This is a genomic window from Spirosoma radiotolerans, from assembly GCF_000974425.1.
Taxonomy (GTDB): Bacteria; Bacteroidota; Bacteroidia; order Cytophagales; family Spirosomataceae; genus Spirosoma; species Spirosoma radiotolerans.
Window position 1 is genome coordinate 6,326,337 of the sequence record NZ_CP010429.1, and the last position, 13,687, is coordinate 6,340,023.

Annotated in this window: 10 protein-coding genes and 1 tRNA gene; all 11 read right to left on the minus strand. The window is 46.1% G+C overall.

All coding sequences use genetic code 11. The features are described 5' to 3' along the window. Positions 1-18: 18 nt before the first annotated feature. Entirely contained in the window at positions 19-1,140 is a 1,122-nt protein-coding gene (locus SD10_RS25750; protein WP_046577986.1) for a cytochrome c oxidase subunit II, read from the minus strand. Positions 1,141-1,158: 18 nt separating this feature from the next. Then, positions 1,159-2,469, minus strand: coding sequence for a hypothetical protein (locus SD10_RS25755; RefSeq protein WP_046577989.1), 1,311 nt, complete (start codon positions 2,467-2,469; stop codon positions 1,159-1,161). 92 nt (positions 2,470-2,561) lie between these two features. Then, a complete protein-coding gene (locus SD10_RS25760) occupies positions 2,562-3,173 on the minus strand; it encodes a c-type cytochrome (protein WP_148562512.1) in 612 nt (203 codons plus the stop codon). Positions 3,174-3,187: 14 nt separating this feature from the next. Continuing rightward, on the minus strand, positions 3,188-3,721 hold the full coding sequence (locus tag SD10_RS25765; protein WP_046577990.1) for a DUF3341 domain-containing protein: 534 nt from the start codon (positions 3,719-3,721) through the stop codon (positions 3,188-3,190). Positions 3,722-3,820: 99 nt separating this feature from the next. Further along, positions 3,821-5,251 (minus strand): NrfD/PsrC family molybdoenzyme membrane anchor subunit, encoded by a 1,431-nt coding sequence (gene nrfD / locus SD10_RS25770; protein ID WP_046577991.1) that lies wholly within the window; start codon positions 5,249-5,251, stop codon positions 3,821-3,823. Between the two features lie 104 nt (positions 5,252-5,355). After that, positions 5,356-8,469: a TAT-variant-translocated molybdopterin oxidoreductase gene (locus SD10_RS25775; protein ID WP_046577993.1), complete on the minus strand. Its 3,114-nt coding sequence runs from the start codon at positions 8,467-8,469 to the stop codon at positions 5,356-5,358. A gap of 93 nt (positions 8,470-8,562) precedes the next feature. After that, positions 8,563-9,894 carry a c-type cytochrome gene (locus SD10_RS25780; RefSeq protein WP_046580169.1) on the minus strand — a complete coding sequence of 444 codons (1,332 nt, stop codon included), beginning with the start codon at positions 9,892-9,894 and terminating at the stop codon, positions 8,563-8,565. A 228-nt stretch (positions 9,895-10,122) separates the two neighbouring features. Then, positions 10,123-10,193 (minus strand) — tRNA-Cys (locus SD10_RS25785). Positions 10,194-10,338: 145 nt separating this feature from the next. After that, positions 10,339-12,126: a 30S ribosomal protein S1 gene (rpsA, locus tag SD10_RS25790; RefSeq protein ID WP_046577994.1), complete on the minus strand. Its 1,788-nt coding sequence runs from the start codon at positions 12,124-12,126 to the stop codon at positions 10,339-10,341. 257 nt (positions 12,127-12,383) lie between these two features. Next, entirely contained in the window at positions 12,384-12,899 is a 516-nt protein-coding gene (locus SD10_RS25795) for an HNH endonuclease (protein ID WP_046577995.1), read from the minus strand. Between the two features lie 176 nt (positions 12,900-13,075). Continuing rightward, positions 13,076-13,537, minus strand: coding sequence for an SsrA-binding protein SmpB (gene smpB, locus SD10_RS25800; RefSeq protein WP_046577996.1), 462 nt, complete (start codon positions 13,535-13,537; stop codon positions 13,076-13,078). Positions 13,538-13,687 lie beyond the last annotated feature (150 nt).

The window sequence follows — 13,687 nt, forward strand, 5'->3', positions numbered from 1 at the left end:
TTTGTTGTAAGTTTAGATTTAACGAAGTTTTGCAACAGCTGTTGTTACTCCGCCTGTTTTTGGTAGTGACGCAGTTGAACTATCCGCAGGAGCGGCCGTAGCATCAGCGGGCAAGTATTTAGCCGCTTTTGCTTTCAGGTTAGCAGGAATACGAGCGGCCAGTTCTGGAGTCGACGTTAGTAAAGGCTTTTGTTGCTTACACCAGGCTGCCCATGACGCTTCATCTTCAACAATCAAGCGGATGCGCATAGAGAAGTGGCCTTGACCACAAACTTCTGTACAAGCGATTTCATAACCAAAATCCGGATTGCCTGTGATATTTCGCATTTCATCCGTCGTTTTATCAGCTATGAACCAAAAACGCGTTGGCATACCCGGTACAGCATCCATTTTAACCCGTAAGTGAGGGATAAATACGCTGTGTAATACATCACGGGCACGGATTCTTAACAAGACGGGCTTGTTGGCAGGAATGTGTAACTCCGATGTAGAGGTAAAGTCATCGAACGATGCTTCATCCGTATAGTCAATTCCAGTATCGTTATTATTGTCGATCAGCTTGTAGTTATACGAACCAAGTTTATTGTTATCTACACCTGGGTAGCGTACAATCCAGTTGAACTGTTTTCCTACGATTTCGAATACCTGAGCATTCGCTGGTGCTTCAGCCATAATGTCACGCCATGCACGCCAACCAGTAAAGACCATCACGGCCATAATTACAGCCGGAACAATAGTCCAGATCAACTCCAGTTTGTGGTTTTCTGGATAGTAAGCGGCTTTCCGTCCTTCTTTATGCTGATACTTCCAGGCGAAATAAAACAGCAGCGCATTGGTGATGACAAACGCTACTGTAATCATAGCCATCGAGATCCAGAACAGGTTATCTGTCCGCCGACCGTGGGGAGACGAAGCTTCTGGCAGGAAAAACTGTCGCGCATACATAAACGACCAGACAGCGCCAATCAAACCGACAATAAAGAAGATCATGAACATAGCTCCGTTGATCCGGTTGCTCATGCCTATTTGACCTTCCACTGAAGGCCCGCTTGCATTTTTCACAACGGCACCCATTCTGGAAACGACCATTGCAGCCAGGCCCAAAAAGATTACCGATAATATAGCGATTATATAAACCATCTTGATACAGGTTATTAATTAAATATCATGGTGTATTGCTTCTTCGAGCATCGGGTGATTCTTGGGAATCAAATTAGCCTTTGTTAACTGCGAAGAAACCGTCCAGATAAAACCACACGCAAAAATGAGAATCATACCGAATTCAACCGGCCCGAAACCACCGTGCTCACCTACCGTTCCAGGCATGATATTGACATAGAAGTCGAAGTAATGACCAATGATGATACACCATGCTGCTATCTTCAAAATAATGTACGTACGCTTTGAATCCCTTGTCATTAAAATGAGAAATGGGCAAACAAAGTTCAGGAACAAGTTAACAAAGAAGGGCGCTTTATAAATACCCCCAAACCCGCTAAAGCGCTCTCTATAGTAAATTGTTTCTTCGGGCAAATTGGCGTAATAGATCAACATAAACTGAGCGAACCATACGTATGTCCAGAAGATACTGAAGGCAAACATGAACTTACCCAGATCCTGTAAGTGGCTGTCGTTTACAATTTTCAGGTAACCCTGCTCTTTTAACGTAACAACTGCCAATGTAATGATTGCCAGGCCTGTTACGTGCCAGCTAGCCAGCGTATACCAACCAAACATGGTACTGAACCAGTGGGTGTCAATTGACATGACAAAATCCCAAGCTGAAGTCGATGATGTTACACCGAATACTAGTAGAAATGCAGTGCCAAGTTTGATGCTTTTGTCATAATACGCCGTTCCACCCTCCAGATCCTCCTGTAGGGAATAGTTGCGGATCATGCGCCACATGAAGTACCATAAACCGAAGTAGGCCACTATACGCGTTAGATAGAAAGGAGTATTTAAGAATCCCTTCTTACCATTGATGATTGGGTCAAATTCGGGACTCTTTACATCATAAAGGGCTGGATTTGTCCAGTGGAATAAATCTTGTCCTGCTAGAAAGAATACAGCGATTATGGCAATTCCTGTAAATGGTAAAAAGGCAGGTAACGCTTCGGGTATCCGCTTAAAAGCCGACGACCAGCCTGCCTGAGCCAAATAATTATAGGAAATAAAGAACATCCCGATAACTGCTGCGCCTGTAAAATAAATGGCGTTCAACCAAACGTTAGCCCACAAACGATTTGTCCACTTGTACGCATGATGACCAGCGCCATGTGCCTCATGTCCTCCAGCACTATGTGCAACTGCATGGGTTTCGTGCGAACCAGCACCAGACGCTAACAGGTAAGCGCCAATTGCTACTAACGCGACTCCGGCTCCAATGCCAATCATTAACCGGCGTTTGGAGTCCGCAGTAAATTCAAATTCTTCGTCTAAGGACGGTATTGCGTGAGCCGATGCCATTCTTATTGGTTTGTCAATTAATTAAAATACGATGGGCGTAGGGAGTTATAAACTGATAATTATCAATTCATGTCGTCGCGCCTTACGTTAAATTATCCTTGCTGGAGTTTGTGAACGTACTGAACAATCTTCCACCGATCTTCCGGTGTTATTTGCGAGCCATGTGGCCACATCCGGCCTTTACCATGTGTGATGACGTGGAAAATGTGTCCGTCATTCATAGTCTTGTAGGCATCGGCGGAGTAGTTTGGCACACCTTTGTACTGTGCTGCAACAGGACCATCGCCTTTGCCGGTAGCACCGTGGCAGTGGCTGCAATAACGGGTGTACAACACCTGACCTTCTGCCTGCGTTTTTTCAGAATCGGCAATTGGGTTTGTTAAAACCCGTTCAGCTATTCCAATGCTATCAGCTGGAATATTATACATCATTAGGTCAGTCGTCTTATTTGCGCCTTCACCAAATGTTGTATGGTAATTTGGACGTGCTACTGTACCCTGTGCCGGAAGACGCATATTCAGGCCATGCTCTCTGGCATTAATTGGATTAGCCCGAACCTGTTTGTACGGCTCGTAACCAACGGGTTCGTACATCTGCGGTGCATACACAACGCCTGTGTCATTATGGCTATCTGTGCAGGAAGTTCCCACAAATAACAGTCCAATAACAGCTAGTGTTGCTACACTTGTATGTTTAGTAATCATTCCTATTCTGGACATTAGAACTGCTTAACATTTACTTCAGCAGCTCCTGATCTTTTCAGAATCTGCTCAATATCACTTTCGACAATATTGTTTTTGCTTAAATCAATAGCCATAGCAAACTTATTGTCGGTTGTTCTTAAATCATACATTAATGGCTTTACTGTTGGCCCTAAGCCATTTGAAACCAGAAATGTACCAACCATTCCTAAGGCGCAAAAAAGAACAGTCAATTCGAAGAAAATCGGCACATATATAATGGGTGAGTAAGAATCTTTACCACCAACAATCATTGGCCAGTCAAAACCTTCTGTATAGTAAGTTAGGGCCAGTGCAGAAAGCGTACCGCTTAAACCAAACAGGAAAGCAGCAATACCCAGACGAGTACGAGGATGACCAAGTGCAATATCTAATCCGTGAATCGGAAATGGGGTGTAGACTTCGTGAATCCGAACACCTGCTTCCTTAACATCTTTAACGGCTTTCAATACGACATCATCATCATCATAGATGCCGACCAAAAACTTACCGTTACCATTTACGTCTGACATACTTTTATTAGTCTATTTCAGGTTTCAAGCTTCAACCTTCAGACTTATATGAGTAATGCTTGAAGCGACACTCACATAAGTCTGGAACTTGAGACAGTCTTATTCTACGTCTTTATTAAACGTTGGGTTTGTAACGCGCTCACCTTTAGCTACTCCCGATACAGAAACAGGCAGTCTCTCAGATGATGATTTTATTACAGTTTTTACTTCGGCCATGTTCACTACTGGCAGGAACTTCGAGAACAGCAGGAATAATGTGAAGAAGAAACCGAACGAGAAAATATAATCGCTGATGTCAAACAAGGTTGGGTGAAACATGGCCCAGCTTGATGGCAAGTAATCGCGGTGAAGGGATGTTACAATAATAACAAACCGCTCAAACCACATACCGATGTTCACAATAACTGACAGTACAAATGTCCAGACTATACTCCGACGAATAGCCCGAGACCAGAATAGCTGTGGCGTAATTACGTTACAGGTCATCATCGCCCAATAAGCCCACCAGTACGGACCGGTTGCCCGGTTGATGAAGGCGTAGCCCTCAAATTCAACACCTGAATACCAAGCGATGAAAAACTCTGTCAGATAGGCTACCCCTACAATCGAACCCGTCAAGGTGATGACTTTATTCATCGACTCGATGTGCTCAATCGTAATGTAATCTTCCAGTTTAAAAACCACACGGATAATCAGAACCAGGTTCTGCACCATGGCGAAACCAGAGAAGATAGCACCCGCAACGAAGTATGGAGGGAAAATTGTCGTGTGCCAGCCAGGAATAACTGACGTAGCAAAGTCCATACTTACAATGGTGTGTACAGACAATACAAGAGGAGTCGACAGACCAGCCAAAATTAAGCTCATGTATTCATATCGTGCCCAACTCTTTGCCGAACCATTCCAACCTAAGGAAAAGGCACCGTAAATATACCGTGATACTTTACTGCGAGCGCGGTCACGAATCGTAGCTAAATCAGGCAACAAACCCATGTACCAGAACACCAGCGATACAGTGAAGTATGTACTGATGGCAAATACGTCCCATACAAGTGGGGATTTAAAGTTTACCCACAATGAGCCAAAAGTGTTAGGTAACGGTAACGCCCAGTAGGCTAACCATGGCCGGCCCATGTGCATCAGGATAAAGCTGGCAGCACATAATACAGCGAAAATGGTCATAGCCTCAGCAGCCCGGTTTACCGCCGTTCTCCATTTCTGACGGAATAACAGAAGGATAGCGGAGATCAGTGTACCGGCGTGACCGATACCTACCCACCATACGAAGTTGGTGATATCCCATGCCCAACCAACTGTTTTGTTCAGGCCCCAAACACCTAATCCTTCCCACCAGGTCCAGAATACACAGGCGGCCCCGTAAAGTAGCACAACTACCGCGATGGTAAAGGCAATAGTCCACTCGCGGGTGGGGGCTCCCTCAACCTGTCTGCTGATATCCTCCGTCACATCGGCATAGGTCTTGCCACCGGTGACGAGGGGAGTTCTAACGGCTGATGTTACATGCGACATATATCTTACTAATTTACGATGTATGATTTATAATACACGAATTACGATTTGTGGTAATGGTTTGTTCTAAATTCAGTTACCAGCCCTGGCAATCCGCGGTTATTTTAAGCGTGTGATTCTTGAGTGGCGTTTTTATTCTGCTTAGGTTCTTCGTCTTTATTCCGAATTTTCGTTAGATATGAAATTTGTGGTCTCACGTTAATTTCTTCCAACACATGGAAAGCCCGACCTTCTCCTTCTACTTCAAGTAGTTTAGAAATTGTGCTTTCGGGATTGTTCATATCGCCAAAAACGATAGCATTAGTCGGACAAGACTGAGCACAGGCTGTTTGAACTTCATCAGGCGCTAACCGACGGCGTTCTTTCTTCGCCGTTAGCTTGGTTTCCTGAATCCGTTGCACACAGAAAGAACATTTTTCAATCACCCCACGTGAGCGCACAGTCACGTCAGGATTAATGACCATTTTACCAAGGTCATTATTGAAATGATAATCGTAATTATCGTTGTCAAAATACTTGAACCAGTTGAACCTCCGTACTTTGTAAGGGCAGTTATTAGCGCAATAACGAGTACCTACACAACGGTTGTAAGTCATTTGGTTTAAGCCTTCTGTGCTGTGTGTCGTGGCTAAAACCGGACAAACCGTTTCGCAAGGAGCGTTGCTGCAGTGCTGGCAAAGCATTGGCTGAAACGTGACTTCAGGGTTAGCCGAAGCGACTTCCAGAGCGGAGTAATCTTCTGCTTCAGCATCGCTGCTATAGTAGCGGTCAATACGCATCCAGTGCATTTCACGCCGATTCAGTACTTCCTGACGGCCAACAACCTGAATGTTATTCTCTGCGTTACAAGCTACGATACAAGTGCTACATCCAATGCAGGAATTCAAATCGATAACCATACCCCATGAGTGGTTTGGCTTACCGTAGCCATTCCACAAGGTGATATCTGTTGGGTCTGTTGGCCCTACGGACGTTTGAACTTTTGGCTTGTATCGACCAGCTTGTGAATCTTTCTGATAAGCAGCTAATCTAGCTTCCTGCAATACAGCCTTACGGCCCATTACGGTATCGTGGGTCTGCGTTTGGGCAATCTCATGCCGGCCGCTTGCTTTTTCAACTTTAGCACTAGTTGAGCCGTAGGTAACATAACCATTCGTTAATGTTACGAACGGGAAGGCATTTTTACCAACACCATTAGCAGCCCGACCCGCTTTCTCACGGCCATAACCAACGGCAATGGAAACAGTGTTGTCTGCCTGCCCAGGTTGAATCAGAACGGGTAGTTCTATTGACTTGCCATTCGCAGAAACCGTCACCAGATCATTTTGGGCCACACCCATATCCTTAGCCGTTTTCTGGGAAATAGCAGCGAAATTATCCCAGCAAGCTTTCGAAACTGGATCGGGTAGTTCCTGTAACCAAGGGTTGTTGGCCATCGACCCGGTACCAATTGCAAAGCTTTCGTACAACGCAAGCTCCATGCCTGTTGTCGGCTTGTACCGTTGCGCGATACCGGCAGCCGCTTGGGCTACATTACCTGTGAAAGAGGCACCGCCCGCTACAGCCTGTCCTTTATTTGGTTCAAATACACCATCATTCAACGACTGTACCCAAAAAGCATCAAATGAGCTAAAGCCCGATGTTTTTGGGAAATAGTTGGTACGCCAATAATTTTTCAGATAAACCTGATAGTCACTTGGTTTACCAGCCCATGTTAACAGACTTGTTTGGAATTGACGCGTTTTATAGATGAGGGTAATTGCTGGCTGCATGAGGCTGTAATAGCCCTGCTTTGGTTCAGCATCGTTCCACGACTCTAAATAATGAGGAGCAGGCGTAATGTATTTGACTAACGAAGCCGTTTCATCAGCGCGGTCAGCAAACGACACAGATAGCGGAATTTTTGGCAGCGCTTCGGCTAATTCAGCACCTCTTGGATGATCGTATACTGGGTTGGCACCATAAAACAGAACAGCACCAACCTGACCAGCTTTTGCCTCATTGATGAAGGCGTTCATTTGCTGGTCATTACCCTGACGGTAATTGACGGGGGTATTCAGATCAATTGTCGTTCCATAGCTGCCTAACAAGCTATTCAACGCATTGACAACAATCTGTACGTTTGGATCATTAGACCCCGCTAAAACTAACGCCTTGCCGCGTGACTTGGCTAGATCGTTAGCAGCTTTATCTAAGTTATCAACCGCCACCGATGGCGTACTGATTGCGGTACCACCCAGTTTAGCCGCGACTTTGTTGTAAAGCGCTGCGACGACCAGCCCTTCCTGTGAAGGTTTGATCGGCGTCCGGTAATCAGCATTAGCGCCCGACATGGACAAGCCTGTTTCAAACTGGTAATGGCGTGACATGGTTTTTTTGCCACCACCAATAGCACCAATCTTACGTGTTTTGGCGTAGTTCCCCATAAATTCGAGAGGAGCTATCCAGGTTCCCAAGAAATCAGCACCGATACTAACAATCGTTTCCGCTTTGCTTAAGTCATAGGAAGGAATGACTGCTTTGCCAAACGACGCCTGATTAGCCTGTACAATGCCAAACACAGAGTTCGCATCATAAGTGATGTGCCGTACGGTTGGGTATTTAGCCGCAAAGTCAGCAATTACCGCTTTTGTAGCCGGACTGAGAATGGTTGACGATACTATTCGGATTGCACCACCTTTGCTAGCAACCGAGTTCAACTGGTTAACAATTTCACGATCGGCAGTAGCCCAATCGATATCTGTTTCACCACGCTTTGCTCCTTTTAGTTTATCGATGTCATACAGCGACAAAAGAGAAGCCTGAACACGAGCGGTAGTACCACCTCCTGTAATACTCGACTGCGGATTACCTTCTATTTTAATAGGCCGTCCCTCGCGGGTTTCTACTAAAATTGCGGCATAATCGCCCCCCTCAACATAGGTAGACGCGTAGTAATCAGAGATTGTAGGGAATGTAAACTCTGGCTTATTAATATAGGGAACAGCCTTGTGTACCGGCGTTTCGCAGGCAGCCAGTGATACAGCGGCCATACCAAAGCCCATTACTTTTAAAAAGTCACGGCGCTGGGTGTTTGAACCGCCGAGCAGACCGTCCAGGTCCTTCGATGATTCACTCAGATCGGGGTTAGCAAATTCGCTATTGGCGTTCTTGACAAACGTCGCGTCATTGCGTAACTCCTCAACCCCTTTCCAATACCGTTTAGATGTATTTTCCATGCGTGTTGTATGCGGCAATGGTTAAAATGAGTAATGTATACAGTGAGATCAACCAAGAGTCAATAGCGCTCCTGACGTTCGTGATACATTAAATTAATAGTGACATTTAGAACATTCCAGACCACCGATGTTCGCTACTTTGAGCGGCTCTTTACTTTCCTTGCGGTGCAAAGCGACCAGCTTGTCATAGTATGCGTTGTCTTTGGTGTTAACTTCCGTACGACGGTGGCAATCGATACACCAGCCCATCGTTAACGACGAGCGCTGTTCAACTACTTCCATTTGCTCAATGGCACCGTGACAAGTCTGGCATTGTACGTTACCCACGTTTACGTGTTGAGCGTGGTTGAAGTAAGCCAGATCAGGTAGGTTGTGCACCCGAACCCACTCGATAGGTTGGTTATTTTCAATAGCCGCGTAGATTTTCTGAATTTCCGGCGACTCTTTCTTAATGACGCCATGGCAGTTCATACAGATGTTTGCCGATGGGATCGTTGCACTCTTACCTTTGTTAACGCCTGTGTGGCAGTAGTTACAGTCAATTTTGTACTGACCTGCGTGTAGTTTGTGCGAGTAAGCAATCGGCTGCTTTGGTGCATAACCCTGTTGGATACCTACACCATAAGCCCCATCGATGGTCGCTTTGGTAACGACCAGTAGAAACAACCAGATGACAATCGAACGAAGGGTTGTGTTGTTGAATGCATCTGACAAACCTGTTTTGATGCGTTGGCCTAGTGAACCGACTGGCTGTGTGCCGTCAACCGTTGCAGGGGTTACAGCTTTCGATAGAATTGTGACGATCGCTAATAATACGCCAAGCACCAGTAACATAACAATCAGTAATGCCACCAGAACAAAGGTGAACAGTTCCGATGGGCCACCGCTTGTTGATGGACCAGACCCACCAGGGCCACCGGCATTTTTAGAGTCTTTTTCCCCAGCAACTGCGGCAGCCTGTGCAGGTTTACCTTGCTGATCAATATAAGCCAGAATGCCATCAATGTCTGCATCCGTTAAGTTCGGGAAGCTCGACATTTGTACTTTACCATTGGCGTTGAAAACCTGGTTTGCATAGGCATCCCCTGAGGCAATCACCGCCGATGAATTTCTGATCCACTTGTGTAACCAGTCTTTGCTGGGTGCCCGTCCTTCAATTCCTTTCAGACCAGGACCAACAACTTTCTCATCGGTTACCGCATGGCACTGTGCACAGTTATTTGTGAACAGTGATTTCCCTTTTTCGGCATCACCACCGCCCCCAGCAGGGGCTGCCGCACCTGCAGCTGGAGCACCACCGGCTGCTGCATCCTGCGCTTTCACTTGGCTGTTGGAAACCAACAGTGTCAGCGATAGAACAATAGCCACGCAAAGCTTATAGAAGCGACTCATTTTATGAACTATATTTATTGAGTTGATTGACATAATCACCACCGCCATTTTATTAGCGCCCAAAAGTACGACACGATTGCTGTATAGTCAAAACTTGCTCTTTAGTTATTTGATTGCCTATTTTATTTATATTGTTTCTAATTAACAAGCCAGTTAAAGCCTAAAATCGGGGTCTGGATTTAATCTTTTTCTAACAAAAAAAAGTGCCATTTGACCGGTTCTCGTCCGAGAATGTTAGTCAAATGGCACTTTATATAAGGGAGGTTCCGAGCGGATTCGAACCGCTGTACGAGGTTTTGCAGACCACTGCCTAGCCACTCGGCCACGGAACCCTATTGAATTGAATTAAGCGCAGGTCGCCAATTCGGGAGTGCAAACATACGATTTTATCTTGTATAAGGAAACTCTTCTTTAAAAAAATGCCCCTAAGCCAAAAAGGTTAGGGGCATTTCGTTCGTACGAAGTAAGCTATTTAGCCTAGTTCCGGCCTTCCAGTTGCTCTTTCAGAGCTGCCAGAGCGTCCAGATCGCCAAGCGTAGCACCACGTTCGGCCTGAGCCGGTGCTGAAGCTGCCTTTGGTGCAGCGGCTTTCGGTGCTTTTGCTTCTTTTACGGGTTCATTTTTCTCCTGCCACGTTTTGGTGTGCGAGAGCATGATCCGCTTTTCTTCTTTCGAGAACTCCGTTACTTTAAAGTCAAGTGATTCACCAACTTCAGCGAAGGTACCATCTTCTTTACCCAGATTCTTGAGCGACGAGAAGCCTTCGATACCATAAGGTAGTTCGAGGGTAGCCATCTTGTCGTTTTTGTTCAGAATCGTACAACGGTGAATGGTGCCAACGGCGAATACGGTTTCAAACGTATCCCATGGGTTCTCTTCGAGTTGTTTGTGGCCCAGTGCCAAACGACGGTTGTCAACGTCCAGCTCCAATACCACAACTTCGAGTTCGTCACCAACTTTGATGAAGTCCGAAGGGTGTTTCACCTTTTTCGTCCAGGATAGATCCGATACGTGTACCAGACCATCAATGCCCTCTTCCAGTTCAAGGAACAGACCGAAGTTGGTCAGGTTACGTACCATGCCTTTATGCTTGGTACCAACGGCGTATTTTGTACGCAGTTCAGGACGAGTCCAGGGATCTTCCGTCAGTTGTTTGATGCCTAACGACATTTTGCGGTCGTTACGATCCAGTGTCAACACTTGTGCTTCAACTTCATCACCAACTTTCAGGAACTCCTGTGGGTTACGCAAGTGCTGCGACCACGACATCTCCGATACGTGGATCAGACCTTCTACACCCGGCTGAATTTCGAGGAACGCGCCGTAATCGGCTACGTTTACGATTTTGCCTTTCACTTTCGAGCCAAGCTGAATGTCTTCAGCCAGAGCATCCCAAGGGTGAGCCTGGAGTTGCTTCATGCCCAGCGAAATACGTTTCTTGTCTTCGTCGAAGTCAAGAACAACCACGTTGACCTTCTGGTCGAGGTGCAGTACTTCGGATGGGTGGCTGATGCGGCCCCACGAAATATCCGTGATGTGCAGCAGACCATCTACGCCACCAAGATCGATAAACACACCGAAGTTTGTCATGTTCTTGATAACGCCTTCCAGTACCTGACCTTTTTCGAGGTTGTTCAGGATTTGAGCGCGTTGTGCTTCAAGGTCTTTCTCGATCAGGACTTTATGCGAAACAACTACGTTGTCATTAGCATAATTGATCTTGACGACTTTAACCTCCATTTTCTTGCCAACGAACACATCGAAGTCGCGAATTGGCTTCACGTCGATTTGCGAGCCAGGTAAGAACGCTTCGATGCTGAAAATATCAACAATCAGTCCACCTTTCGTCCGGCGCTTCACGAAACCATCGATAACGAGGTCTTCATCCAGCGCACGTTGGATTTTCTGCCAGGCTGTGATCACTTTCGCCTTCTTGCGCGACAGAACCAGCTGACCGTTCGGGTCTTCCTGATTTTCTACGTAAACTTCAATTTCATCACCCATCTTCAGGTCCGGCATATCCCGGAATTCAGAAGCTGGCACTAAGCCATCCGACTTGAAGCCGATGTTGAGTAGTACTTCCCGATCCGTTATCCCAACGACGGTTCCCATAACCACTTCTTTTTCTTTAACTTCCGACAGTGTATTGTCGTAAAGTTCCAACATCCGGTTGTGTTCTTCAACCGAATAGCCGCTTCCAAACCCTTTGTTGTCTGCCCGGTCCCAATCAAATGCCGGCAGTTCGCGTTGCTGCGTTTTGCTCATAAAAAAATGTTTCCTGACCCGCTCAGTACATCAGTCCGTGGGTCAATGGCGGGCTGACTTTAGTTGTAAATTTTTTCCCTTTCGGAAAAGGACTGCAAAGATAGCAATTGGTTTCCATAAAAAGTTTCGCCAGAGGCAAAACTCTTTGATGTTGAGGGCCGAAGACAAAAAAAGCAGCGGGTGGAGCAGGTAAACCAGGCACAAACCGCCCGCATCACCTACTCCACCCGCTGCTTTTTCCTTCTCGACGGATAGCCCTATTTAAAGGCCTTTTCCTTTTTGGTTAAAAATGGCATCCAGCTTTGTTCAAGGGAACCCGAAAATTCACGCAGGAACACCAGAAATGTTGGCTTAAAGGGCCGCTGTCGTAACTTGAGATTAGCCTCTTCAGGCGTGTAGTCACCCTTGCGTGAATTACACCGCTTGCAGGCCGTGGTCAGGTTGTCCCAACTAGTTTTGCCTCCCCGCGACTTTGGTAACACATGGTCGAGAGTTAGATCGTCCGTAGTTCCGCAGTACTGGCAGTGATGACCATCCCGTTTGAATATATTCTGCCGAGTGAGCATGACCCCTTTGTAGGGTAAACTTATGTATCGATGCAGGCGAATGACCGATGGCATCGGATACTCCGCCGAAACAGTACGGAGCATAAATTGCTCCGATTCAGCTACGAGTTCGGCTTTGTCTAAATAAACCAGCAAAAATGCTTTGGGAACGGAGCAGATGCTGAAGGCACTGTAATCTTGGTTTAAGACTAATACTTTCCTACCCATATTGCGTTTAGAGCCTCTGTACGGTAGCAAGTTACAGAGTTATCCACATATCGGCAATACTTGTGAAAAATATATCAGGCCATACCGAGTGAAAACAAAACTCAGGTAACATAGTCAAAAAGCCCGTAAGGACTATTTTACCCTACTTGGTCACTAGTTTTTTGCCATAAATTGCCCTAATAGCGCTCCCGTTGCATCTCCCGCTCGACGTCGCGCTCTTTAATGCTGTCGCGTTTATCGAACAGCTTTTTACCCTTTGCCAGCGCAATATCGACCTTGGCAAAGCCGCGCTCATTCGTGAACATGCGGATCGGTACCATAGTCAGGCCCTGGTCTTTCAATTTTTCAGCAAGCCGTCTGATCTCCCGCTTTGTCAGCAGCAGTTTACGGTCCCGAAGAGGCTCGTGGTTATAATGAGTGCCTTCGGTATAGACCGCAATGCTCATCTGACGAATAAAAAGCTCTTCGCCATGAATTAGGCAATAGGCATCCTGCAAGTTCACTTTCCCCTGCCGAACCGATTTTATTTCGGTACCCGTCAGAACGATACCAGCGGTATACGTCTCTAAAAACGAATACTCGAAGGAAGCCCGACGATTTCGGATATCAACTTGTTTAACAATAGACGCAGAAGCCATGTATGGATGTAGGATATATGATGTTGGATATATGACGCACGGTCTGTTTCCAACAGGCTAAATAATGAATCGGGCTACTGAAGTAACCCGGTAAGAGCAGGAACATCTGAAAAGTAAGAGAGGTTTACCGAAGCTGAAAAATTTGATAAG

Excerpts from the sequence above, each read along its gene's own strand:
- SD10_RS25765 (WP_046577990.1), bottom strand. The coding sequence starts at position 3,721 with ATGTCAGACGTAAATGGTAACGGTAAGTTTTTGGTCGGCATCTATGAT.
- SD10_RS25795 (WP_046577995.1), bottom strand. The coding sequence starts at position 12,899 with ATGGGTAGGAAAGTATTAGTCTTAAACCAAGATTACAGTGCCTTCAGC.
- SD10_RS25750 (WP_046577986.1), bottom strand. The coding sequence starts at position 1,140 with ATGGTTTATATAATCGCTATATTATCGGTAATCTTTTTGGGCCTGGCT.
- SD10_RS25775 (WP_046577993.1), bottom strand. The coding sequence starts at position 8,469 with ATGGAAAATACATCTAAACGGTATTGGAAAGGGGTTGAGGAGTTACGC.
- SD10_RS25760 (WP_148562512.1), bottom strand. The coding sequence starts at position 3,173 with ATGATTACTAAACATACAAGTGTAGCAACACTAGCTGTTATTGGACTG.
- nrfD (WP_046577991.1), bottom strand. The coding sequence starts at position 5,251 with ATGTCGCATGTAACATCAGCCGTTAGAACTCCCCTCGTCACCGGTGGC.
- rpsA (WP_046577994.1), bottom strand. The coding sequence starts at position 12,126 with ATGAGCAAAACGCAGCAACGCGAACTGCCGGCATTTGATTGGGACCGG.
- smpB (WP_046577996.1), bottom strand. The coding sequence starts at position 13,537 with ATGGCTTCTGCGTCTATTGTTAAACAAGTTGATATCCGAAATCGTCGG.
- SD10_RS25780 (WP_046580169.1), bottom strand. The coding sequence starts at position 9,894 with ATGTCAATCAACTCAATAAATATAGTTCATAAAATGAGTCGCTTCTAT.
- SD10_RS25755 (WP_046577989.1), bottom strand. The coding sequence starts at position 2,469 with ATGGCATCGGCTCACGCAATACCGTCCTTAGACGAAGAATTTGAATTT.